General features: G+C 70.9%; 19 protein-coding genes. 10 read left to right on the forward strand and 9 right to left on the reverse strand.

Annotation, left to right across the window (positions count from 1 at the left end):
* Nucleotides 1-103: 103 nt before the first annotated feature.
* On the forward strand, nt 104-982 hold the full coding sequence (locus IEX05_RS10690) for a LysR family transcriptional regulator (RefSeq protein WP_188701695.1): 879 nt from the start codon (nt 104-106) through the stop codon (nt 980-982).
* Between the two features lie 10 nt (nt 983-992).
* On the opposite strand, the gene IEX05_RS10695 is transcribed toward IEX05_RS10690, so the two are convergent.
* From IEX05_RS10695 to IEX05_RS10720, 6 genes are all read right to left on the reverse strand, one after another.
* Complete coding sequence (locus IEX05_RS10695) at nt 993-1,811, reverse strand: NAD-dependent epimerase/dehydratase family protein (protein ID WP_188701697.1); 819 nt, start codon at nt 1,809-1,811, stop codon at nt 993-995.
* A 1-nt stretch (nt 1,812) separates the two neighbouring features.
* A complete protein-coding gene (locus tag IEX05_RS10700; RefSeq protein WP_188701698.1) occupies nt 1,813-2,820 on the reverse strand; it encodes a lactonase family protein in 1,008 nt (335 codons plus the stop codon).
* A gap of 100 nt (nt 2,821-2,920) precedes the next feature.
* On the reverse strand, nt 2,921-4,171 hold the full coding sequence (locus IEX05_RS10705) for an enolase C-terminal domain-like protein (protein WP_188701700.1): 1,251 nt from the start codon (nt 4,169-4,171) through the stop codon (nt 2,921-2,923).
* A gap of 3 nt (nt 4,172-4,174) precedes the next feature.
* Complete coding sequence (locus IEX05_RS10710; protein WP_188701702.1) at nt 4,175-5,113, reverse strand: carbohydrate ABC transporter permease; 939 nt, start codon at nt 5,111-5,113, stop codon at nt 4,175-4,177.
* The gene (locus IEX05_RS10715) at nt 5,113-6,054 is read right to left on the reverse strand and encodes a carbohydrate ABC transporter permease (RefSeq protein ID WP_188701704.1); all 942 of its coding nucleotides are present in this window, start codon (nt 6,052-6,054) and stop codon (nt 5,113-5,115) included. The genes IEX05_RS10710 and IEX05_RS10715 overlap by 1 nt, the downstream gene beginning before the upstream one ends.
* Nucleotides 6,051-7,379, reverse strand: coding sequence for a sugar ABC transporter substrate-binding protein (locus IEX05_RS10720; protein ID WP_188701707.1), 1,329 nt, complete (start codon nt 7,377-7,379; stop codon nt 6,051-6,053). The genes IEX05_RS10715 and IEX05_RS10720 overlap by 4 nt, the downstream gene beginning before the upstream one ends.
* Before the next feature lie 91 nt (nt 7,380-7,470).
* Between IEX05_RS10720 and IEX05_RS10725 the strand changes: the two genes are divergently transcribed.
* The 3 genes from IEX05_RS10725 to IEX05_RS10735 all read left to right on the forward strand — a co-directional run bounded on the left by IEX05_RS10725 (nt 7,471) and on the right by IEX05_RS10735 (nt 11,724).
* Nucleotides 7,471-8,274, forward strand: a complete 804-nt coding sequence (locus tag IEX05_RS10725; protein ID WP_229661260.1) for an IclR family transcriptional regulator — start codon at nt 7,471-7,473, stop codon at nt 8,272-8,274.
* Nucleotides 8,275-8,299: 25 nt separating this feature from the next.
* The gene (locus tag IEX05_RS10730) at nt 8,300-11,173 is read left to right on the forward strand and encodes a glycoside hydrolase family 2 TIM barrel-domain containing protein (protein ID WP_188701709.1); all 2,874 of its coding nucleotides are present in this window, start codon (nt 8,300-8,302) and stop codon (nt 11,171-11,173) included.
* Between the two features lie 128 nt (nt 11,174-11,301).
* Nucleotides 11,302-11,724, forward strand: a complete 423-nt coding sequence (locus IEX05_RS10735) for a hypothetical protein (protein ID WP_188701711.1) — start codon at nt 11,302-11,304, stop codon at nt 11,722-11,724.
* Between the two features lie 74 nt (nt 11,725-11,798).
* Here IEX05_RS10735 and IEX05_RS10740 read toward each other — a convergent pair whose 3' ends face one another.
* Complete coding sequence (locus IEX05_RS10740) at nt 11,799-12,680, reverse strand: LysR substrate-binding domain-containing protein (protein ID WP_188701713.1); 882 nt, start codon at nt 12,678-12,680, stop codon at nt 11,799-11,801.
* A gap of 75 nt (nt 12,681-12,755) precedes the next feature.
* Between IEX05_RS10740 and IEX05_RS10745 the strand changes: the two genes are divergently transcribed.
* Together IEX05_RS10745 and IEX05_RS10750 are read left to right on the forward strand one after the other, a co-directional pair.
* On the forward strand, nt 12,756-13,685 hold the full coding sequence (locus IEX05_RS10745; RefSeq protein ID WP_188701715.1) for a 5-dehydro-4-deoxyglucarate dehydratase: 930 nt from the start codon (nt 12,756-12,758) through the stop codon (nt 13,683-13,685).
* Nucleotides 13,686-13,706: 21 nt separating this feature from the next.
* Nucleotides 13,707-15,275 (forward strand): aldehyde dehydrogenase (NADP(+)), encoded by a 1,569-nt coding sequence (locus IEX05_RS10750; protein WP_188701717.1) that lies wholly within the window; start codon nt 13,707-13,709, stop codon nt 15,273-15,275.
* A gap of 304 nt (nt 15,276-15,579) precedes the next feature.
* Here the strand turns inward: IEX05_RS10750 and IEX05_RS10755 are convergent, their stop codons facing one another.
* Both IEX05_RS10755 and IEX05_RS10760 read right to left on the reverse strand, forming a co-directional pair.
* Complete coding sequence (locus IEX05_RS10755; RefSeq protein WP_188701719.1) at nt 15,580-16,518, reverse strand: NAD(P)-dependent oxidoreductase; 939 nt, start codon at nt 16,516-16,518, stop codon at nt 15,580-15,582.
* The gene (locus IEX05_RS10760; RefSeq protein ID WP_229661261.1) at nt 16,515-17,705 is read right to left on the reverse strand and encodes an MFS transporter; all 1,191 of its coding nucleotides are present in this window, start codon (nt 17,703-17,705) and stop codon (nt 16,515-16,517) included. The genes IEX05_RS10755 and IEX05_RS10760 overlap by 4 nt, the downstream gene beginning before the upstream one ends.
* 57 nt (nt 17,706-17,762) lie before the next feature.
* On the opposite strand from IEX05_RS10760, the gene IEX05_RS10765 reads away from it, so the two are divergent.
* The 4 genes from IEX05_RS10765 (at nt 17,763) to IEX05_RS10780 (ending at nt 24,168) form a co-directional block, all read left to right on the forward strand.
* Entirely contained in the window at nt 17,763-19,157 is a 1,395-nt protein-coding gene (locus IEX05_RS10765; protein ID WP_188701721.1) for an MFS transporter, read from the forward strand.
* A gap of 37 nt (nt 19,158-19,194) precedes the next feature.
* Complete coding sequence (locus IEX05_RS10770; protein ID WP_188701723.1) at nt 19,195-20,031, forward strand: HAD-IIB family hydrolase; 837 nt, start codon at nt 19,195-19,197, stop codon at nt 20,029-20,031.
* A gap of 232 nt (nt 20,032-20,263) precedes the next feature.
* On the forward strand, nt 20,264-22,684 hold the full coding sequence (locus IEX05_RS10775) for a LuxR C-terminal-related transcriptional regulator (protein WP_188701725.1): 2,421 nt from the start codon (nt 20,264-20,266) through the stop codon (nt 22,682-22,684).
* A gap of 59 nt (nt 22,685-22,743) precedes the next feature.
* Nucleotides 22,744-24,168 carry an NAD-dependent succinate-semialdehyde dehydrogenase gene (locus IEX05_RS10780; protein ID WP_188701727.1) on the forward strand — a complete coding sequence of 475 codons (1,425 nt, stop codon included), beginning with the start codon at nt 22,744-22,746 and terminating at the stop codon, nt 24,166-24,168.
* Nucleotides 24,169-24,230 lie beyond the last annotated feature (62 nt).

The following is a 24,230-nucleotide window of genomic DNA, read 5'->3' on the forward strand; positions in this document are numbered from 1 at the left end:
ACATGAACCCCAGGTCAAATACCGATTCCTTCCGCGATTAATAGCTTTTCGCTCGCAATTCATTCGAAACAAATCGGCAATGTTCGCCCCATATCCTTCCCGAATGGAACTCCGCCAATTGCGCTACTTCATAGCCGTCGCGGAGGAATTGCATTTCGGCCGCGCGGCCGCCCGCCTGCACATGTCGCAGCCGCCGCTGAGCGTGCAGATCGGCCGACTCGAGGACGAGATCGGGACGCCCCTCTTCGAGCGCAGCACGCGCCACGTCGTGCTGACTCCCGCGGGGACCCACCTGCAGGGCCGCGCCCGGGCGCTGCTCGAGAACCTCGAACAGATCCGCGACGAGATGCGCGAGTTCGCCACGGGGATCGCGGGCGAGATCACCGCGGGCTTCGTGAGCTCGGCGAACTACACCGTGCTCCCGGGCGTCGTGCAGCTGTTCCGGATGCGCCGAGAGCAGGTCGCGCTGAAGCTGATGCCGCTCACATCCGGCGAACAGTTGGAGCGCCTCTCCGCGGGCGCCCTCGACGTGGGCATCGTGCGGGATGAGTACCCGCTCGACGACGCGCTCGCGGCGGAGGTCATCTACGAGGAGCGCCTCGTCGCTTGCCTCCCGGTCGGCCATCCGCTCGCGGCTCAGCGCGAGGTGAGCCCCGACGAGATCGCGACCATGCCCATCATCTCGTATCCGTCATCCCTCATGCCCGGCTACCTCGAACGCGTCGCTCAGGCGGTCGGCCCCACCGACGTCGTCGAGGAGGTCGTGCACCAGGAGACCGCGCTCGGCTTCGTCGCCGCCGGCGTGGGCGCGAGCATCCTGCCGGAGTCGGTGCGCCAGCTGGCACCCGCCTCGATCGCGGTCGTGCCGATCGCCGGCTCGCCGACGACGCGCCTGCTCGCCGTCTACCCGACACGCGGCCGCGTCGGGGCGATCCGGGAGGCCTTCGTCGCCTGCCTGCACGAGGCGGCGGCGAGCCTGTAGGAGGCGCCCGTCAGGGCCGGCCCGCCGGCTCGACCCACGGCTCGCCGAGCGGCGTCGTCGTGAAGCCGCCGCCGAGCGGCTCCCGCGGATCCGTGGATCCCTCCGGGAACAGGTCCGCGTAGACCTCCGAGTCGTCCCGCGGCTCGAAGCCGATTCGGCGCGCGCCCTCGAGCGACAGCCAGCGCCGCGTGTTCGCCGACACTCCCCACACGTAGGTGAAGGAGTCGATGTCGTTCTCGAGGGCGGCGTCGACGAGGCGGCGCGCGTCGCCGGGCGACAGCCAGACCGGGAGCCGCTCGCGCGAGTGCGGCCTGTCGAAGCAGTGGCCGATGCGCCAGGCGACGCCGCGCATTCCGAAGCGTTCGCAGAACAGGCGCACCATCGCCTCGCCCGCGGCCTTGCTCCACGCGTAGTACGTGTCGGGGCGGGGCGCGGCGTCGTCCGGCAGACCCCCGGTCGGCGCCTCGGCGGGCGTGGCGAAGCCGACGGCGTGGTGGCTCGACGCATAGACGAAGCGCCCCACGCCCTCGTCGCGGGCGGCCTCGAGGAGGATGCGCGTGGCCTCGACGTTGACCTCGACGATGCGCTCCCAGAGGTTTTCCTGACCCAGCGCCGCGAGGTGCACGACATCGGTCACGCCCCGCATCGCCGCGCGCACCGCCTCGGGGTCGGTGATGCTCGCGGCGACCGCGGTCACATCCGCGCGCTCGAGCTCGGGGCCCGCGGCGGGATCGAGCACGACGTAGCGCCAGCCGGCGCGCGGCTCCCGGTCGAGCAGCATGCGGCCGATGCCGCCTGCGCCGCCCGTGATGAGAACGGTGCGGGTCACGTCAGGCCTCCCGGGCGTCGAGGTCGATGAGGCGCACGCACCCGGGTGCGCCGTGGGCGATGCGGATCCGGCTCCGCCCGTCGCGGATCAGGTCCACGGAGTGCGAGTCCATGGCGGCGCTCGCGATCAGGCCGGGGGCGATCTCGCCGGCGAAGCGCGGCGTCCGCCCGCCCGCGTCGAGATGACCGGTCGGGCGGGGCGCGAGCGGATCCGAGATGTCGAAGCTCGCGAGGGAGTCGTGCCCCCGATTGGACACGTACAGCGTTCCCGCCGCGTCGACGAAGACGGCCGCGACCGAGTTCTCCCCCTCGTAGCCGGTGGGGAGCGTCGATGCCGAGCCGGCCGCCTCGAAGCCCGCGGCTCCCGCGCGGAGCGCCGTCACGGTGCTGTCGAGCTCGCCCGCGAGGTAGGCGATGTCCTCGCGCCGCGGGTGGCGGGCGAGGTGCCGCGGGCCGCGACCGGCCGGCTGCGGATCCGAACCCCGCAGCTTGGGCGCGGATCCCGCCGCCCACGAGAAGCGGTGGATCTCGTCGCGCGCGCGATCCGGCACGGCGAAGCCGGATCCGCCGAAGGAGATCTGATGCGGCTCGGCGTTGCGTTCCGTCGCGAGGTCCACGCGCCCGCGGACGCCGTCGAAGCTCCCGTCCTCGGCGAGCGCGACCGTGACCACCTGCCCCTCGGTGAAGCACGCGGCGACGACGGCGTCGCCCGTCGGGGCGAGGGCGAGGTGGGCGGGGTTGACGGCGCCGAGCTCGATCACGTCGAGCACGCGGGCCGAGCGGGCGTCGCCGGGGATCGCGACGGCCGTGAGCGTCGTGAGGCTCGACTGGCTCACGTACAGAACGCGGCGACGCGCTTCCCACTCGAACCAGGTCGGGTTGTCGACGGGAACGGTCGCGACGAGGGAGGCGACGTCGTCGCGCCACTGGTAGAGGCCGAGGCCCGACGCGGCGCCGACCGGCAGGTCGTCTCGGTCGGTGTATCCGCCGATGATGAGGGTCTGGGTCATGTTCACTCCGGAGCGGGAAGGGGCCGTGCGCCGACGCGCACGGCCCTCGGTGTCAAGAAGCTCGGTGTCGAGAAGCTCGGTTGCAAGAAGCGTATCCGCGTCAGAAGCGCGGCAGGCCCGCCTGGAAGCTCGGGTCGAGGCGCTTCATGTAGCCCCGATCGTCCCGCGCCGTGCGGCCCGAGGCGAGCAGCACCCGGTGCTGGCGCTCGAGCGCGTCCGGGTCGAGTTCGACGCCGAGGCCCGGCTTCGTCGGCACCGCGACGGCGCCGCCCACGATCTCGAGCGCACCCGGCACGATCACGTCGTCCTGGCGGTTCCAGGGGTAGTGCGTGTCGCAGGCGTAGGTGAGCTCGGGAGTCGCGGCGGCGACGTGCGTCATCGCCGCGAGCGAGATGCCCAGGTGCGAGTTGGAGTGCATCGACACGCCGACCCCCCAGTGGCCGCAGATCGCGGCGAGCTCCCGGGTGTGACGCAGTCCGCCCCAATAGTGGTGATCGGTCAGCAGGATCTGGATCGCGTCCTTCTCGAACGCCTCCTTCAGGTGCTCGAACGCGACGACGCACATATTCGTCGCGAGCGGGCGCTCGACCTCGCAGTGGATCGCCGCCATGCCGTCGATCCCGAGCACGGGGTCTTCGAAGTACTCGAGCACGTCCTGCAGTTCGCGCCCCACCGAGACGGCCGTCTCGTGCGTCCACGCGCCGTTGGGGTCGATGCGCAGCGGGTAGCCGGGGAAGGCGTCGGCAAGCGCGCGGATCGCGGCGATCTCCTCGGCGGGCGGGAACACGCCCGCCTTCAGCTTGATCGAGCGGAAACCGTAGCGGTCGATCAACGTGCGCGCCTGCGCGACGATCCCCTCGGGGTCGAGCGCCGCGCCCCACTCGTCGGCCTCGACGTCGTCGATATCGTTCGCGACCGGGTGCCCCGCGAGCTTGTAGAACAGGTAGGCGCTGTAATCGACGGCATCGCGCACGCGCCCGCCGAGCAGTTCCGCGACGGGCAGGCCGGTCAGGTGGCCCTGCGCATCGTGCGCGGCCACGTCGAGGATCGCGAACACCTCGCGGCGCTGGCGCCGCGTGAGCGGACCGGCGTCGCCGCCGAGCGCGTCGCTCACGGCCCGCTCGATGCCGTTGAGGTCGAACACGCTGAGCCCGACGACCGAGCGCTTGACGGCCTCCAGCCGCTCGGCCGTCGCGGATCCGCCGCTGCCCTCGCCGAGGCCGACGACGCCGCCGTCGACGTGCATCTGCACGATGGTGCGCAGGGCGAGAGACTCGTGGAGTCCGTCGGCGTTGAGCAGCGCCGGGTCGCGGAAGGCGATGGGCGTGATCGTGAGGTCGCGAATGATCATGGGTTATCCCTTCGTCGCGCCGGCCGCGATACCGCGGATGAGCGACTTCTGCATGAGCAGGTAGATGATGAGGCTCGGAATCAGGGCGAGGAGCGCGCCGAAGAGGATGACTCCGGATCCGCTACCGGGCACGGCGCGCAGCACGCGCAGCGCGACGGTGAGGGTGTAGTCGTCGGGCGAGTTGGCCGCGATGAGCGGCAGCAGGTACTGATCCCAGATCATCATGAATCCGAAGATCGTCACGACGCCGAGCACCGGCTTGCACATCGGCAGGATGATGCTCCACAGCATTCGCAGCTCGCCGACGCCGTCCAGGCGCGCGGCCTCCTCGATCTCGGGAGGGAGGTCGCGCATGAACTCCGTCATGACGAAGATCGAGAAACCCCACACCGCGACGGGCAGGATGACGCCGAAGGGCGTTCCGCGGAGGTTCAGTCCCGTGCCCGCGACGTCGCCGATCGTCTGGGCCAGGGGGATCGCGATGATCTCCTCGGGCAACATCATCGTGAGCAGGAACAGGGCCATCACGATCCCGAGCCCGCGGAAGCGGTGACGGGCGAGCGCGTAGGACGAGAGCACCGCGATCACGATCTGCAGCAGCAGGCCGCCGCCGACGATCACGAAGGAGTTGAGCAGGTAGCCGAACACGCCGAGGCGCTCCGCCTCGCGGAGGTTCTCGAGCGACGGTTCGCTGGGCCACAGCTTCACCGCCATCGAGGACGCCGCGCCGTCGAAGGCAGACGAGAGGATGATGAGGAAGGGCACGGCGAAGATCAGCAGGGCGAGGATCACGAGGATCACGCGCACGATGTTCGTCGCGTTGAACCCGGGGGTCCACCCCATCGCGCTGTCGAAGCGTCCCTCGACGACCTTCGCGTTCCTGCGGCGGCCCTGCCGCGTCGTCAGGCGCTTGGTGGACAGGCTCTCCGTTGTGGTCGACATCAGTTGTTTCCCTTCCTACGCGTGATCCACTGCACGCCGATCGTCAGGACGAGCGTGACGACGAGCAGGATCACGGAGGCTGCGGAGGCGACGCCCAGCTTGTACTGGTCGAAGCCGAGAGAGAAGGTGCGGGTCATCCAGACCTCAGTGGATCCGGCCGGTCCGCCACCCGTGAGCACGTACACCTCGGTGAAGACGCGCAACGCGCGGATCGCGGCGAGCGTCAGCACGACGGCGAACGAGGAGCGCATCGACGGGATGACGATGTGCCGCAGGCGCTGCCAGGTCGAGACGCCGTCCATCGCCGACGCCTCGTAGAGCGTGCGGTCGATGCCGACGAGACCCGCCAGCAGGATGATCATGTTGTACGGCGCCGCCGTCCAGATTCCGACGACGACGACCCACCAGATCGCCTGATTCGGATCCGAGAGGAAGTCCTGCGGCGGGATGCCGAAGAAGCCGATCACCCGGTTGGCGAAGCCGGCCTCGCTCGGGAAGAGCAGGATGCGCCACACCTCGCCGATGATGGCGAGCGCCGTGACGACCGGCAGGAAGACGGCGGTGCGGGTCCAGCGCAGCCAGCGCGCGGATCCCTCCATGAGCAGCGCGAGAAGGAAGGCGACGACGACGGCGCCGACCGTCTGGAACACCGCGATGGTGACGGTGTTGCCGATCGACTCGATGAAACGCTTGTCGCCGAGCACCGTCGCGTAGTTGTCCCAGCCGACGAACTCGTCGCCGAGGAAGGGCTGCACCTTGAGGAAGCTCATCCGGATGCCGTCGAACATCGGCACGAACTTGAAGACGATCGCGAGCACGAGGCCCGGCACGAGGAACAGCCACGGGATCAGCTGGCGCCGGAAGCTCACCGAGGCCGGGATGCGGCGTCCGCCGCGACGGCCCCCGGCCGTCACGATGTCGATTGTGGAGGGCGCGGTCATCCGGCGATCCCATCTGTCTCGAGCTGTGCCTGCAGGTCGGACGCGATCTGCGTGATTCCCGCGTCGATGTCGGATCCGCACGACGACATCATCGCGTTGAGTCCGTCGGCGATGATCTGGCGGTATGGGAGGAAGTTGATCGACCACGGGAACGGCACCGCATCGGCGTACGCGTCCACCGCGACCTGATAGCGCTCGTCGCCGGTGACCGCGACGGCGTCGACGTTCTGGTTCACCGGGATCCGCACGACGGCCTGCGTGATGGCACCGTCGACATCGACGCCCGCCTCCATGCCGATCCGCTGCGCGGTCTCGCTGATGAGGAAGGAGGCGAGCTGCTCCTTCTCCGCCATGCGATCGCTCGCCGCGCCGAAGTAGATGTCCTCGCCCTCGGCCCAGCTCGTGCTGCCCGCGGGGCCCGCCGGCATCGGAATGATCTCGACGTTCTCGGCACCGACGGCGTTGTCGAAGGTGTTGAGGTTGTAGATTCCGGTCGCGTAGATGCCGGCCTCGCCCGTCTCGAAGAACGACGAGTCGGCTGTGGTCATGCCGATGGATCCCGGCACGATCGCGCCCTCGGTGCAGAACTGCTGCTGCACCCATTCGGCGGCCTCGCGCACCTCGGCGGAGTCGAAGGCGATCGAGAAGGTACCATCGTCGTTGTTCGTCAGCGCGTCGCCACCGGCCTGGAGGATGTAGGGGTTCATCCACCGGTAGATGTAGCCCGATTGGGCGCTGCCGGGCACGATCATGCCGTAGGTATCGTCCTTGCCGTTGCCGTCGGGATCCTCCTCAGCGAACGCGACGGCCAGCTCGTGCAGCTCGTCCCACGTCTTCGGGACGTCGTAGCCGAGGTTCTCGCGCCAGTCCTTGCGGACGAAGGTCACGACCGCCTGCCGGGAGAATGGAACGCCGTAGATCTCGCCGTCGATCCCGAGGTTCTCGTCCCAGGTCGACTGCGGGATGTTCTCGGCGCCGTCGATGTTCGCGGGATCCACGGGCAGCAGGAACCCCTGCGCGACGTAGTTGCCGAGGGATCCGGCGTCGTTGATCCATACATCGGGCAGCTTCTTCTGCTGCGCGAGCGCCTGGATCTGCGTGTCGAGCTCGGGGACGGCCGTGAAGTCGATCTCCACGCCGGTCTGCGCGGTGTACTCCGCGAAGATGCGCTCGTAAGCGGCGGCCGCGCCGCCGGAGACGCGCGCCCAGACCTCGAGCGGCGCGTTCGCGTCGTCTTGCGGGGCCGGGCTGCACGCGACGACCGAGAACAGCATTCCCGCCGCGAGCAGCCCGGCGGCCGCTTTCCTTCGTGCTGACGTCGCCATTGACAACCTTTCGCATATGTGAATGTGGTCCACGCATGTGGAACGTTCTGTAGAGTAGTGAATTGTTCGAGATGATGTCAAAATGCAGAGGATGACGTCGACGACGATGAATGTTCAGACCATCGAGGCGGCGGCGACCCGGCGCGTGAAGTCCGCGGAGCGCACCCTCGAACTCCTCGACACGCTGTCGCGCGCCCGCGAACCGCTCTCGGTCGCCGACCTGCATCGTGCCCTCGGCTACCCGAGGTCGAGCTTCCACCAGCTCATCCACACCATGACCGACACGGGCTGGGTCGAGCTGACCCCCGATGGCCGCGTCATGATCGGCCCACGCGCCCTGGCCGTCGGCACGTCCTACCTCGACCGCGACGCGGCGCTCCCGATCGCGCGCACGGCACTCGAGCGGCTCCGCGACGCCACCGGCTACACGGCGCACTTCGCTCGCCTCGACGGCGCCCACGTGCTCTACCTCGACAGCCGGTACGCGCACAACGCCGCCCGTGCCACCTCGCGCGTCGGCCGCCACCTGCCCGCGACCGCGACCTCGCTCGGCAAGGCCCTCCTCGCGGAGCTGAGTGCGAGCGAGCTCGACCGAACCCTGCCCCGCGCGCCCTATCCGGCGCTCACGCCCCACACGATCACGACGAGGGATCGGCTCGAGGAGGACCTCGAGCGCATCCGCCGCGACGGCTACGCGCTCGAGGAGGAGGAGAACACGCTCGGCGTCACCTGCATCGCCGCCGCGATCGGCTACCGGATCCCCGCCACCGACGCGATCAGCTGCTCGATGCCGCTGAGCCACGCCACCGCCGAGGAGCGCACGCGCGTCGCGCGCATCGTCATCGCCGCGGCGCAGGACCTCGCCGCAGAGCTGCGCAGCCAGGGCCTGCGCTGACCCGACCCCAACGAAGGACGCACCCATGCAGATCTCCCGCCCCGCGCCCGGAGTCGGCGCGCTCGCCCCTCGCGCGCGCCTGACGACCGACGCACCGCAGCAGTCGCTCGCCGGATCCTGGCGATTCCGCCTCTCGCCGACCCTCCACGAGGCACCCGAGAACTGGCGCGACGACGACGTCGCATCGTGGGACGAGATCCAGGTGCCCGGCCACTGGGTTCTGCAGGGCCACGGCGCGCCCGCCTACTCGAACGTGCAGATGCCGTTCCCCGTCGATCCGCCGCACCCGCCCATGGCCAACCCGATCGGCGACCACGTCCTCGACTTTGTCGCGGACGACGCCCTCCTCGCGCACGCCGAGCAGATCATCCGCTTCGACGGCATCGAGTCGGCGGGTGAGATCTGGCTCAACGGCGAGTGGCTCGGATCGACGCGAGGCAGCCGGCTGACGCACGAATTCGACGTCACCGGAATCCTCCACGCGGGCGAGAACCGCCTCGCGGTGCGCGTCGCCCAGTTCAGCGACGCGAGCTACCTCGAGAACCAGGACATGTGGTGGCTGCCCGGCATCTTCCGCGATGTGACGCTCCTCGCCCGCCCCGCGGGCGGGATCCGCGACGTGTTCGCGACCGCCGACTTCGACCCCGAGGCGGGCAGCGGATCCCTGAACCTCGCCGTGGAGGCGGAGGGCGAGTGGCGGGTCGAGATCCCCGAGCTCGGCGTCTCGTCGAGCGGCGAGCCCGCCAAGCTCACGGGGCTCGCCGTCGAGCCCTGGACCGCCGAGACGCCCCGCCTCTACGACGTCGTCGTGCGTGCCGCCGGCGAGACGGTGACCCTGCGCACGGGCTTCCGTCGGGTCGAGGTGAAGAACACCGAGATCCTCGTCAACGGATCGCCCATCATGCTGCGCGGTGTCAACCGACACGAGCACCACCCCGAGAAGGGGCGGGTGTTCGACGCCGAATGGGTGCGTGCCGAGCTCGAACTCATGAAGCGCCACAACATCAACGCCGTGCGCACCTCCCACTACCCTCCCCACCCCGACACGCTCGCCCTGTTCGACGAGCTGGGTTTCTGGGTCATCGACGAGTGCGACTACGAGAGCCACGAGTTCGTCATGGTCGACTGGCGCGGAAACCCCAGCGCGGACCCGGCCTGGCGCGACGCCCTCATGGATCGCATCCGCCGCACCGTGCACCGCGACAAGAACCACCCCGCCGTGATCATGTGGTCGATGGGCAACGAGGCGGGCGTAGGACAGAACCTCGACGCCATGATGCTGTGGACGAAGCAGTTCGACCCCTCCCGCCTCGTGCACTACGAGGGCGACTGGTCGTGCCGCAACGCCGACGTGTACTCGCGCATGTACGCCGGCCACGAGGAGGTCGAGCAGATCGGCCGCGAGGGCCTCTCCCCCGCCGCCGCGGGCCTCGACGCCGCGCACGCCCGAAGGGTCACGCTGCCGTTCATCCAGTGCGAGTTCGTGCACGCGATGGGCACGGGCCCCGGCGGCATGCAGGAGTACTGGGACCTCTTCGAGCAGTACCCCCGCCTCGCGGGCGGCTTCGTGTGGGAGTGGGTCGAGCAGGGCATCGCCGTCACGGGAGAGGACGGCGAGCGCCGGATCATGATCGGCGGAGACTTCGGCGAGGCGGTGCACGACGGCAACTTCGTCATCGACGGCCTCGTCTCGCCGGATCGCGAGCCGCGCCCGGGCCTGCTGCACTATGCGGCGACGATCGCCCAGGTGCAGATCCGCGTCGACACCTCGCGCGCGACCGCGGTCGTCGAGAACCGCTTCGACCACATCGATCTCTCGGGTGTCGACCTCATCGCCGAGCGCGTCGTCGACGGCGAGACCGTCGCCCGGATCGCGCTCGAGACGCCGCGCGTCGCGCCGCGCGGATCCGCCACGATCGAGCTGCCGCCCGAGCTGCGGGATCCCCGCGACGCACGGGCAGCCGACATCGTGACCGTCCGCGCCCTCACGGCGCGGGACTCGGCGTGGGCGCCGGCCGGTCACGAGATCTCCAGCGGCCAGGACGCCCACCTCGCCGCGCCCGTCGCGCCGGCGGCGTCGGGCGACGCCGCCGACGTGTCCACCGGATCCGGGCAGCTCCGCAGCGTCGGCCCCCTCGCGATCGACGCGGGCCCGAGCCTCGGCGTCTGGCGCGCACCCACCGACAACGACTGGGGCCGGCTGCACGCCGAGGAGGATCCGACCCCCTACGCCGAGCGCTGGCGCCGCGGAGGATACGACCGCGCCGTGACACGGATCGTGTCGGCGGCGGAGGCGGACGGCGTCGTGCGCGTGCACTCCCGCACCGGCGTCCCCATCCTCGACTGCGCGATCGACGCGCGGATGACGTGGACGGCGCTCGAGGGCGGTGCCGTGCGGCTCGACCTCGAGATCGAGCCCGACGGCGAATGGCCGACCGAGTGGGCGCGCCTGGGCCTCGATCTCGTGATCGGTGCGGCGCCCCGGGGTGCCTCCTACCTGGGCGACGGCCCGATGTCGGCCTACCCAGACATGCGCGCCGCGGCGCGTACCGGCTGGTGGTCGCTCGCGGACGACGAGCTCGTCGTCGACAGCGTGACGCCGCAGGAGTCCGGCGCCCGGCAGGGCGTCGTCGATGCGAGCGTCGAGACCGCGGCCGGGACGCTCCGGATCCGCGCGCTCGACGCCCCCTTCGCCCTCACGGTGTCGCCATACTCCCGCGACGAGCTCGCGCGCAAGACCCACAACTGGGAGCTCGAGGCCGACGGCCGCACGCACGTGTCGATCGATCTGCTGCAGTCGGGCGTCGGCACCGCGAGCTGCGGACCGGGCGCGCTACCGCGCTACCGCGTCGCGCCCCGCGCGGTGCGCACCTCGCTGCTCTTCGAGGGCAGGGACTGACCGGGTAGAGCTTTCTCGCGCCCCGCGCCCGCGGGACACGGACTTCAACCAGCGACATCGACCTTCTCCTCCTCGGCGAGGAGGGCTTCGAGGTCTGGGCGAACCGCGGGTTCGAACAGTACCGACCCGTGATCGTCCAGATGCTGATCGATGGGATTGCTGTCCGTGGAGCGATTGAGCACGAGAATTACAAGCAGAAATGGTCGCCCCAGTACGAGGCCGGGCCGACTATCGAGGCCACGGAAGCGACGTTCCGGCGCTACGTCATAACGGATTTGCTCGATGACTACCGAGACGCGACGGCCCCCGCCGAACGTTACGTGCTTGCCGCGCTCCTCTACGAAAAAACAGCCGAGCTGATACTCCTCTCGAACGCCCGCTGGATCGGTGCAGGAAAGTACCTCCCTCGTCGCCTTGCCGAGTTCGACCCGGATCGCGCGGCCGCACTGGCGGCGCCTCTGGTGGAGGGCCGACACGATCAGTTCGCGAATCGCATCGCGATCGAACTCGATCGCGCCGGTGGTCGCGTGCAAGAGGGGTTTCAGCGTTAGCGGAGCGCGTCGCCGTCCGGCTACGGAGGGCTCTCGGGCGGATGGTCAGAGGAATCGCAGCGCGCCAGCCACCGCTATGCGAGGGCGTCGAGCACGCGGGCGAGCACGGGGTTCGCGGATCCGGTGCGCCAGACGAGCGACGACTCGATCGGGAACTCCTCGAGCTCGGGGGCCTGCACGATCGAGGTGTTCGGCCCCGACCATACGGCGGTCGAGGCCGGCACCAGCGCGGCGCCGAGCCCCGCATCGACGAGCGTGAGCATCGTGTGAATCTGCACAACGTACTGCGCGTACCGCGGCGCGACGCCCCGCGCGATGAAGATCGCCGAGAGCATGTCGTGGAAGTACTGCGACATGTCGGGCGAATACATCACGAGGTCGCGCCCGTCGAGGGCGGAGAGCTCGACCGGGCCGCCACCGTCGCCGAGCCCCCACTGCCGGGGAGCCGCGATCACGAGCGTGTCGGTCAGGAACGAGCGGAACGACAGCCCCGTCGTCGTGAAGGGCGTGTGGCGCACCATGCCCAGATCGAGAGTCCCGTTGCCGAGGGCGTCGATCTGCCGGGTCGTCACCATCTCGTGCAGCGTGGGCGTGACGTCGGGGAGCCCATCGCGCAGCCGCCTCAGCACCCACGGCAGGGCCGTGCGCCCCACCGCGGAGGTGAAGCCGAGGTCCAGGGAGCCCTGAACCCCCCGCGCCGTGCGCCGGGCGATCCTCGCCGCCGATTCCGCTCCCCGCAACAGATCCCGCGCCTCGCTCAGAAACGCGCTCCCCGCCGCCGTCATGCGGATCGCGCGATGCGAGCGATCGATCAGCTGAGCGCCGATCTCGCGTTCGAGTGCCTGAATGTGCCTGCTCAGCGGCGGCTGACTCATGCTGAGGCGCTCGGCGGCGCGCCCGAAATGCCCTTCTTCCGCGACGGCCACGAAACACTCGACCTGCACCAGCGTCAACATGACTCATACCCTATCGGCATCGTGTGATCCATTCTTTAGGTTGTTTGGGTATCTATCTCGACCTAGCGTGGAATCATGACGAACTTCACCCCCTCCGAGCTCGCCGCTCACCTCAAGGACGGCCTGCTCTCCTTCCCCGTGACCGCCTTCGACGCCGATGGCGAGTTCGACGAGGCCGCTTACCGCGAGCATGTGTCGTGGCAGGCCAGCTACGAGGTCGGCGGACTCTTCGCGGCCGGTGGCACCGGCGAGGGCTTCAGCCTCACGCCCGAGGAAAATGCCCGCGTCGTGCGCGCCGCCGTCGAGGCGTCCCGCCCCGAGGTCCCGGTTCTCGGATCCGCGGGCGGCTGGACGAAGAACGCCGTCGCGAACGCGGTCGCCGCGGAGGAGGCCGGCGCCGAGGGTCTGCTCGTGCTGCCCCCGTACCTCACCGAGGCGACGCAGGACGGGCTCTTCGCCCACGTCTCGGCCATTGCCGAGGCCACGAAGCTGCCGCTCATCGTCTACAACCGGGCCAACGCGATCTACTCCGCCGAGACCGTCGCCCGCCTCGCCGACGCCCACGAGACCTTCATCGGCTTCAAGGACGCGCTCGGCAACATCGAGCACCTCGCGAAGGTGACGACGCTGAACGGCGACCGACTCTTCTACCTGGGTGGCCTGCCCACCGCAGAGACCTTCGCCCTGCCGCTGCTGCAGATGGGCATGAGCACTTACTCCTCGGCCATGTTCAACTTCGTGCCGGAGTTCGCGCTCGAGTTCTACGGCGACGTGCGCCGTCAGGACCGCGCGGCCGTGAGCGAGAAGCTCGCCCGCTTCGTGCTGCCCTACCTCGACATCCGCGACCGCGGCAACGGATACGGCGTCTCGATCGTCAAGGCCGGCCTGCAAGCCGTCGGCCGCCCCGTGGGCGGCGTGCGCGCCCCCCTCGAGAACCTTGGCGAGAAGGATCTCGCCGAGCTGACGGACCTGATCCGGTCCGCCGGCGTGAGCCCCGCCCTGTAAAACCGCGAGAGGATTAGTCACATGACCGAACTCACCGGACACTCCCTGATCGCCGGCCGCACGGTTGCGGGCACCGGCGCTCCCATCCACGCGATCGCCCCCGCGACGGGCGAGCAGCTCGAGCCGGGCTACTCGCAGATCGACGTCGACCAGCTGCGCGAGGCGACCGCCGCCGCCGAGGAGGCCTTCGCCTCGTTCTCGACGCTCGACCCCGAGACGCACGCGTCGTTCCTCGATTCCGTCGCCGACGAGATCGAGGCCGTGCGCGACGAGATCATCGACCGCGCGACGCGCGAGACCGGCCTTCCTGTGGCGCGCCTCACGGGCGAGGTCGCCCGCACCTCCGGCCAGCTGCGCATGTTCGCGGGCGTCGTCCGCACGGGCCTGTTCCGCGGAGCCCGCGTGGATCCGGCGCAGCCCGAGCGCACGCCGCTGCCGCGCCTCGACATCCGCCAGCGCAAGGTTCCGCTCGGCCCGGTCGCCGTCTTCGGCGCCTCGAACTTCCCGCTCGCGTTCTCGACCGCCGGCGGCGACACCGCCTCGGCGCTCGCGGCCGGGTGCCCCGTCGTCTTCAAGGCGCACAGCTCGCACCCCGGAACGAGCGAGATCGTCGCGGGAGCCATCACCCGCGCCGTCGCGAAGTACGAGCTGCACCCCGGCGTGTTCTCGGCGATCTACGGGCCGGGCCGCACCGTCGGCCAGGCGCTCGTCACGGATCCCGCGATCCAGGCGGTCGGTTTCACCGGATCCCGTTCGGGCGGCATCTCGCTCGTGCAGGCCGCGCAGGGCCGGCCCGTGCCGATCCCCGTCTACGCCGAGATGAGCTCCGTGAACCCGGTCTTCATCTTCCCGGGCGCCCTCGAGGGCGACCTCGCGGCTCTCGCATCGGGATACGTCACGAGCGCGACCGGATCCAGCGGCCAGCTGTGCACGCAGCCCGGCACGGTCTTCGTGCCCGCCGGCGAGAAGGGCGACGCGTTCGTCGCCGCCGTGGTCGAGCAGATCAACGCCTCGATCGGCCAGACGATGCTTTCGCCCTCGATCGCCGGCGCGTGGCGCGAGGGCGCCGCGACCCGCGACGAGAACGCGGACGTCCTCGCCCGCGGCTCCGAGGGCGAGGGCCCCAACGCCCCCGGCCCCGTGATCCACGATGCGTCGCTCGAGAGGTTCGTGTCGAACGCCGTGCTGCACGAGGAGATCTTCGGAGCCGCCTCGCTCATCGTCCGCTACGACGACGTGTCGGAGCTGCCCGCCGCGGCCGCCCGCCTCGAGGGCCAGCTGACCGCGACCCTGCAGATGGCCGACTCGGACATCGACGCGGTGCGGGAGCTGCTCCCCGTGATCGAGCGCAAGGCCGGGCGCATCCTCGCGAACGGCTGGCCCACGGGCGTCGAGGTCGGTCACGCCATGGTGCACGGCGGCCCCTTCCCCGCGACGAGCGACGTGCGCTCGACGAGCGTGGGATCCCTCGCGATCGAGCGCTTCCTGCGCCCCGTCGCCTACCAGAACCTTCCCGAGGCCCTCCTCCCGGAGCCGCTGAAGGACGCCAACCCCTGGGGCGTTCCGCGCCTCGTCGACGGCCAGTTCTGAGGTGAACGCCGAAGGCCCCCGGATCTCCTCCGGGGGCCTTCGGCGTTCCGTGTCCCACTTGGTGCGGTAATACGGCGGCTATTCCCACCACAAGTGGGACACGCCCCGCGCCGTGTCCCAGTTGGTGCGGTAATACGCCCGCTATTCCCGCCACAAGTGGGACATGCCCCACACCGTGTCCCACTTAGTGCTGCTATACGCCCGCGATTCCCGCCGAAAGTGGGACACGCCCCAACCCATGTCCCAGTTGACGCGGTAATGCACCCGCCAATCCCGCCGAAAGTGGGACACGGTCGGGGGGGGATTAGCGGTCGACGACGTTGCGCATCTCCTCGCCCGCGAGGAACGCGCGCAGGTTCTCGCGGATTAGCGCCGCGGCGCCATCCGGGCGGCCGCCCGCGGCGTGCGGGGTGAGGATGAGGTTCGGGGTGTCCCAGAGTTCCGACTCGGCCGGCAGCGGCTCGATCTCGGTCACGTCGAGGGCCGCGCCCGCGAGGGATCCGGAGCGCAGCGCCGCGGCGAGCGCCGCCTCGTCGATCGTGGATCCGCGGCCGACGTTGATCACGTAGGCGTGCCGGGGCAGCCGCGCGATCCGCGCGGCGTCGAGCGCGTGGCGGGTCTCGTCGGTCGACGGCAGGACCATGATGAGCACGTCGGTGCGTGCGAGCGCCTCGTCGACGTCGTGCTCGGCGATCACGGGGAAGCCGGAGCGCTCGCCCGCGCTGCGGGCGACGCCCGTGACGCGGGCGCCGAGCAGGCTCAGCACTCCCGCGAGGTGCTGCCCGATGTTGCCGAATCCCCAGATCAGCACCTCCGACCCGATGAAGCTCGTGACGCGGTCCTCGGGCCGCAGCGGCTGCACCCCGCCGAGCGCGCTCGACCATTCGTGGCGCCGCTGCGCCGCGGCGGCCTCCGGCATGCGGCGCAGCAGCGTGAGCGCGAGCGCCGTCGCGTGCTCCGCGACCGTGCGGTCGTGCAGCCCGGATCCGCTGGTCACGATCACGCCGTCCGGCACGTCGAGGTTCAGCACGTGATCGACGCCCGCGCTGAGCGCCTGCAGCCACCGGAGCTTCGACAGCTCCGGGATCGTCGCGAGGTTCGCGGGCCCGTTGCCCCAGGTCACGATCGCTTCGGCGTCGCGGTGCTCGACCGGGATCGGGGCGCGCGGGTCGTAGCGTTCGACGTGCACGAGGGGGTGGAGCTCACCGGGCACGTCGATGGTCTCGGGCACCAGAATCTTCATGCGGCCACCCTACGCGGCATCACGAACGCGAGGGCCAGGACGAGCAGGCCACCCGTGAGCGACACCGCGAGCCCCACCCGGATGCTCGTCGCGTCGGCGATGGATCCGACGAGCGGCGGCGCGACGAGGAAGGCGAGCCGCATCAGCCACGTCACGATCGTGAGGCCCGTGCCGGGGCGCAGCCCCGGGATCCGGTCGGCCTGCTGCATCGCGAGGGGAATCGCGGGGGCGCAGCCGAAGCCCGCCAGCGCGAAGCCCAGGCACGCGCCCCACACCGTTGGCACGCCGATCGCGAGGCCGATCCCGCCCGCGATGAACAGGCCCGAGCAGATGATCACGGCACGCTCGCCGTAGCGGTCGACGAGCCTGTCGCTCACGATCCGCCCGATGAACTGCGCCCCGACGAGCCCGATGAAGCCGGCCGCGGCGAGCGCCGCGGGCGCGCCGACCTCGTCGCCGAGGTAGAGCGCCGCCCACGAGAAGGCGACCTCCTCGGTCAGGCCGCCGCCGATCGCGATGAGCACGAGCGCCGTCAAGGTCAGCACGATCGCCGTCGACACTCGGCCGGCGGGGCGCGCGTTCGCCGCGCCCTGCTCGCCCTCGCCCGACTCGTTCTCGGATCCGGGCAGCGATTGCGTTCGCGCCCAGAACGCGACGCCGACGAGCACGAGGGAGGAGACGAGGATGTGCCAGCGCACGGGGATGTCGAGCGCGATCGCCCCCGCCGCGATGGCCCCGCCCGTCACGGCCCCGAGCGACCAGAGGGCGTGCATCGAGTTGATGATCGATCGTCCCCGCGCCGCCTGTACGCGCAGCGCGTTCGCGTTCTGCGCGACGTCGGTGATCGCGTCGAGCGATCCGCCGATCAGGAATCCGCAGGCGAGGATCCACACATTCGGGGCCCAGGCGGCGGCCGTGACGCCCACGCCGAGTCCGAGCGTGCCGAAGACGGCGACGGCGGCCGAGCCGAAGCGGCGGATCAGCGCGCCCGCGGCGACGCCCGCGAGGATCGCTCCGATGGGGTTCATCGCGAGCACGACGCCGTACACGGTCGCGCTCAGCCCCAGCGCCTCCTTGAGCTCGGGGTAGCGGGGCACCAGATTGGCGAAGACGGCACCGTTGGTGAAGAAGAAGGTCGCCGCGGCGATGTGCCCGCGCCTCAGCGCGCGTTCGGAGTAGATCGTCACCCCACGATCCTGCCCGATCGACCACGACAAGTCACATGCGCGCGGTAGGGTGCGGCCATGAGCGAGATTCCCCGGCCGCCCGCGGCGGCCGACAGCGAGGCCGTTCCCGTGCTCGGACTGCAGCGCGCGCTGGGCACGACGCCGACGAAGAAGTCGACGATCCTGTCGTGGGCGCTGTGGGACTGGGGCCTGCAGCCGTTCAACACGATCATCGTCACCTTCATCTTCACGGCGCTCTACCTCACCACCGAGGCCTTCCTGCCGCCGGGAGTCGCGGCGCTCGACGACGACCACCCCGCGAAGGTCGCCACCCTCGCGGAGCTGGCGAGCGGGCTGGGCTGGGGATCCACCGTCGCGGGGCTCCTGATCCTCGGACTTGCGCCGGTGCTCGGCCAGCAGGCCGACGCGCACGGCCGGCAGAAGCTGTGGCTCGGCATCGGCACGGCCGGCACGGTGCTCGCCATGCTCGCGCTGTGGTTTGCGGAGCCGGGACCACGATACTTCTGGTTCGCCGTCGCGATGATCTCGCTCGGCATCGTTCTCGGCGAGATCGCGTCGGTCAACTACAACGCCCTCCTCGTGAGCATCGCGACGCCCGCGAACATCGGCCGCGTCTCGGGCCTCGGCTGGGGCTTCGGCTACGTCGGCGGCGTCGTCGCGCTGATCCTGGTCGTCGTGTTCTACATGGGCGACTGGTTCGGGCTGCCGGAGGAGAACGGCCTGCCCTTCCGCCTCATCGCCGTGGGCTGCGCCGTGTGGGCGATCGGGTTCTGCCTGCCGGTGTTCTTCGCCGTGCCGGAGCCCGCCCCGCTCGGCAAGCCTGAGCGCCGGGTCGGCTTCTTCCAGAGCTACGCGCAGCTCGCCCGCGACGTCGTGGGCCTGTATCGCAACCCCGCCACCCGCAACACCTTCTGGTTCCTGCTCTCGAGCGCCGTGTTCCGCGATGGTCTCGCCGGCGTCTTCGCCTTTGGCGCGGTCATCGCCAGCCAGGTCTTCGACTTCGGTTTCATCGACATCGTGATCTTCGGCATCGCCGCCAATCTCATCGCGGGCCTGTCCACGATCATCGCCGGCCGCTGGGACGACACCTTCGGCCCGAAGGCGATCATCGTCTTCGCCCTCTCCGGCATGATCGTCGCGGGCCTGGTCGTGTTCGCCTTCGCCTCCGTCGGGAAGCCGGTGTTCTGGATCTTCGGCCTGATCCTGTGCGCGTTCGTCGGCCCCGCGCAGTCCGCCGGCCGTTCGTTCCTCGCCCGCGTCACCCCCGCGGGCCGCGAGGGCGAGATCTTCGGCCTCTACGCCACCACGGGGCGCGCCGCGAGTTGGATGTCCTCGGCGCTCTGGGCCTCGTTCATCGCGATCGCCGGATCCACGGTGTTCGGCGTGCTCGGGATCATGATCGTGCTGCTCGTGGGGCTCGCGCTCGTGCTGCCCGTCAAGGCCGCGCGGTAGGGCGCCCCGAGCGCGCGGGCCTGACAGACTGGGGAACATGACGCGGCGCATCGTATTCCTCGATATCGACGGCACCATCATCGATCACGACGGCGAGATCCCGGACTCGACGGTGCGGGCGATCCGCGGGGCACGGGCGAACGGGCACCTCGTCTTCCTCGCCTCCGGCCGCACGCCGACCGAGGTCGAGCGGCGCCTCGTCGAGATCGGCTTCGACGGCGCGATCCTGGGCGCCGGCGCCTACGCGTGGACGGGCGAGCTGTGGGGCGAGGGCGGCTGGGCGATCGAACGCCTCATGTCGCCGGAGGATGCGGCCGAGATGATCGCCGGCTATCGCGACGTCGGCGCCGACTTCATCCTGCAGGGCCGGGAGGACGTGTGGGCGACGCGGGCGGGCTTCGACCGGCTCGCGTCCTCGCTCGAGGCGGAGGGACGCCTGTCGGATGCCACGCGCACGGCCCTCCTCGACCACATCACGGTGACGGAGGATCCGCCCGTGACGGGGATCGCGAAGTCGGTCTTCTCGAGCGACGACGCCGGCGCCTATGCGGCGGTCAGGGCGCGCCTCGGCGAGCGCTTCCACGTCATCACGGGCACGATGCCCGGGCTCGGCACGGCCGGCGGCGAGGTCTCGCCCTCCGGCGTGACGAAGGGATCCACCCTCCTGCTGCTCCTCGACCGGCTCGGAATCGCGGTCGCCGACGCGATCGCGATCGGCGACAACAACAACGACCTCGAGATGCTGAGGGCCGCGGGAACCGGCATCGCGATGGGCAATGCGACGCCGGACGCCCTCGCGGCCGCCGACGAGGAAACGAGCTCGGTCGATGCGGACGGGATCTGGACCGCCTTCGCGAGGCACGGGCTGGTCTAGCCAGGACCCGCGGCGCGGGCGACGCACCCCGCGGGCATGGGAAAGCCCGGGCAGCGCTCCCCCGACCGCTTCCCGGGCCCCGAACCTTTCGGCTACCGGTGTCGCGTCACCCGCGATCACCGACATTTCGAGACTACGTCGAAGATTGTCGCGTTTCCGCACCTTCTCCCCCCTTTCACCCCTCGCTCACCCTCGAATCACACAGCATCACCCCGCGTGAGACGATGGACGCATGAGCTCCGCAGACCGACTGTCTCGGCCTCGTCTCGTCGCGCTGTGGCGACGGGTGATGCCGGGCGCGACCGTGCTCGTCACCGCACAGCACAAGAGCGGCGTGGCCTCGAGCGTGCGCGAATGGCTGGCCGACACCGAGCAGCGCCTCGTAGTGTGGTCGTCCAACCGCCTCGAGGTGCCCGAGAACGCGCCCGAGGCCGACGTCGTCCTGCTCGAGATCGAGGGTATGCGCACCGACCACGCCACGGCGACCCTCGCCGTGCGGCGACGCTGGCCGAACGCCACGCTCATCGCCGTGTCGAGCACGCAGTGGCCGCCGGAGCTCCTCGACGCCGGGCTCCGCCCCGAACGCGTCTTCTCCGGCGCAATGTTCGGCTTCACCGCGGACGAGGTGCTCGACCGCGCCGACCAGCTCGGCCTCAGCCTCAGCTGGGACGAGGCGACCGCCCTCCTCGACCGCGTGGGCACCCACGCGGGCTTCGTCGACGCCGTGCTGCGCGCGGCGGCGGCCCGCGGATCCCTCGACGACGAGGCCGTGCGCGCCGGCTGTCACGAACAGGCCGCCCACTTCGCCGGATCCGCCGCCGCCGGGGTCTTCCGCCCCAACGGCTGGCACGCCGTGCTCGTCACGGCGCGGATCGGCCCGATGCCGCGACGCACGCTGCTCGCGGTGTGGGGCCGCGACGAGGTCGTGCGCGCCGCGCTCGACAACATCATGCAATCGGGCTTCTTCATCGAGGACGTCGAGCGCGACCGCATCGAGCTGCGCCCCGCGATCCGCGCCGCCGTCGTCGAGCGCATCACGCGCGAAGCCCGGCTCGACGACGTCGACGAGGCGATCGCCGATCTCGCCGCGAAGCTGCTCGACGCGGGCCATGCCGGCGACGGCTGGGCCGTCGTCGCCGAGCTGCCGGGCCCGCGCGACCGCATGCTCACCCGCTACTGGTGGCAGCTCGGCGAGGTCGACGTCTCCCTCGCGCGCCCGTGGCTCGAGCAGGCCGTGCAGCGCGACCCCGCTCCCGCCCTCCGCGTCGCGCTCGCGCGCGCCCTGGTGTCGGTCACGAGCGCGGGCCACAGCGGATGCGTGCCCACGGCCGACCGGCACGCCGCCCGCGAGCTGCTCGACGAGGTCGGCGAGCAGCCCGGCGGGGTCGGCATCGTCGCCGCCCTGCTGCGCGGGGTGCTGCTCCGGCTCGAGGGTCGCGCGCGCGAGGCCCTCGAGCTGCACGAGGAACTCGCGAATACCTCCGACATCGCCGACGGGCCCGCCGCGAGCATCATCCGCGCGAACATGCTCTTACAGGCCGGCCTCAGCGCGCTCGATGCCTCGCGCAGCGACGTGTCGGCCGCGCGCCTGTCCGCGGCGGCGTCCCTCGCTCACGCCGCCGGCCACGAGCGATTCGCCCGTTTCGCGCACGAGCTGATGCTCTTCACCGCGCCCGAGGGCGTGCCGATGACGTCGGGTTTCCAGGCCCGGCTCGACAACCTCGTCGGCGCACAGGCGCTGTCGCGTCCCATGCGCGACGTCGTCGCCCTCGCCAACGCGCTGTACGCCGTCGACCCGACCGCCATGCGGGACGCGCTCGCCGGTCCCGATTCGATCGACGACCCCCGGGTGATGGCGCACGTCTCCCTCGCGCTCCGCACCATCGCGCACGGCCTCCTCGGCACGTCCGAGCTCGCGCTGCGGAGCATCGATCTGTTCGAACAGGAGAACGGCGCGGCGGCACCCGCCCTCAACCAGCGCGTGATCCTCGCGTGGGCACGCGCGGAGGCCCTCGCGGGCGACGGGCGCTATGAGGCCGCCTTCGAGGCGATCTCGCGGATCCCCGAGGCGGCGGCCCGTCTCGTGCCCGTCGATCTGCTCCGCGCGCGCACGCACCTGCGCGGCGGGGAGCCGGAGCGCGCGATCGCATCGCTCGCCTCCGCCGCCGAGCCGCACGGATCCGGCGTGCTCGCGGTGTGGTCGCACATCGTGCTCTTCCTCGCCTATCACGCGATCGGATCCGAGTCCTCGCTGGACGTCGGCCGCCAGCACCTGCAGGTCGCGATCGTCGCGGCGGCCCGATCGCGCCCGCTCCTCCCGTTCGCCGCGCAGGGCATGGGCGCGCTCAACACCACGATCGCGGAGGCGGGCGGTCTCGCGCTCGACCCCGCCGGATCCCGCTTCGTGCGGGAGCTGGCGCACATGCGCGACGAGCTGCAGCGCGCCACGAGCTCGACGCTCGCGCTCAGCGACCGGGAACGCACCGTGCTCCGGGCGCTCGTCGTCGCGGACTCGACCCGCGACGTCGCCGCGCGGCTGCACGTCTCGCCCAACACGATCAAGACGCAACTGCGCTCGATCTACCGCAAGCTCGGCGTCTCGAGCTGGGCCGACGCGGTGGCCACCGCCCGGCGCGTCGGGCTCGTGGAATAGCGCGCATTCGAGTGCGCGGAACCCGCGCCCGTGCGCCCCGGGCGTGCCAGGCTGGAGGCATGGACTTTCGCACTCAGCTGTACATCGACGGGGCCTGGCGAGACGGCGACGGCGACTTCGCGGTCGCGGATCCCGCCACAGGCCAGGAGATCGCGCGCTTCGCCGCCGCGAGCGAGGACGACTGCGTCGCGGCCGTCGCGGCGGCCGAGCGCGCGCTCCCCGAGTGGCGCGCGACCGCCCCGCGCGAGCGCGCCGAGATCCTGCGGCGCGCCTTCGAGATCCTCACCGACGAGGTCGAGGCGCTCGCCGAGACGATCGTGCGGGAGAACGGCAAGTCGTGGGCCGATGCCATCGGCGAGGCGCGCTACGCCACCGAGTTCTTCCGCTGGTTCTCCGAGGAGGCCGTGCGCATCCCGGGCGACTACCGCCTCTCGCCCGCCGGCGACAAGCGCATCATCGTCACCCACCAGCCCATCGGGGTCTCGGTGCTCATCACGCCGTGGAACTTCCCCGCCGCCATGGCCACGCGCAAGCTGGCGCCCGCGCTCGCGGCCGGGTGCACGACCGTACTGAAGCCAGCGCTCGAGACGCCGCTCACGGCGGCCTATATCGTCGATGCGCTCGAGCGGGCGGGCCTTCCCGCGGGCGTCGTGAACCTCGTCACGCCGCTCGACGCAGGATCCGCGACGCGGGCGATGCTCGCCCAGCCCGCCGTCCGTAAACTCTCGTTCACGGGATCCACGCCCGTCGGGCGCGAGCTACTGCGCACCGCCGCGGACCGCGTCATCAGCTGCTCGATGGAGCTCGGCGGCAACGCCCCGCTGATCGTCCTCCCGGGCGCCGACCTCGCGCAGGCGGTCGAGGGATCCTTCGCCGCGAAGATGCGCAACGGCGGATCCGCGTGCACCGCCGCGAACCGCTTCTACGTGCACACCGACATCCACGACGAGTTCGTCGCCGCGTACCGGCAGCGCCTCGCGGGCGTCAAGATCGGCCCGGGCACCGACCGCGCCAACGACCTCGGCGCCCTCGTCTCGCTCAAGGAGCGCGACAAGGTCGCCGGGCTCGTCGAGCGCGCGCTCGACGGCGGCGCATCGGCGCAGCTCGGCGGCGCCACCCTGGCGACCAACGGCGCCTTCTATCCCGCGACGCTGCTCACCGGGGTCACCCACGGATCCGAGATCACCGAGACCGAGATTTTCGGGCCCGTGACGACGATCGTGCGCGTCGATTCGGCCGACGAGGCCGTGCGGATGGCCAACGACACCGAGTTCGGCCTCATGGCGTACGTCTTCGGCGAGGAGCGCGAGGCCATCGCCGTCGCCCAGCGCATCGAGGCGGGCATGGTCGCGGTCAACCGCGGCGTCGCGAGCGACCCGGCCGCCCCGTTCGGCGGCATGAAGCAGTCGGGCCTCGGCCGCGAGGGATCGGCGGAGGGCATCCTCGAGTTCCTCGAGGAGCAGTACATCACAATCGACGCGTGAGGCGCGGGCCGCAGCTGCGGGGCTGAGCCGGATCTGCGGATCCGATCGCCGGCATCATCCGC

The sequence above is a fragment of the Microbacterium nanhaiense genome, assembly GCF_014646015.1.
Classification (GTDB): domain Bacteria; phylum Actinomycetota; class Actinomycetes; order Actinomycetales; family Microbacteriaceae; genus Microbacterium; species Microbacterium nanhaiense.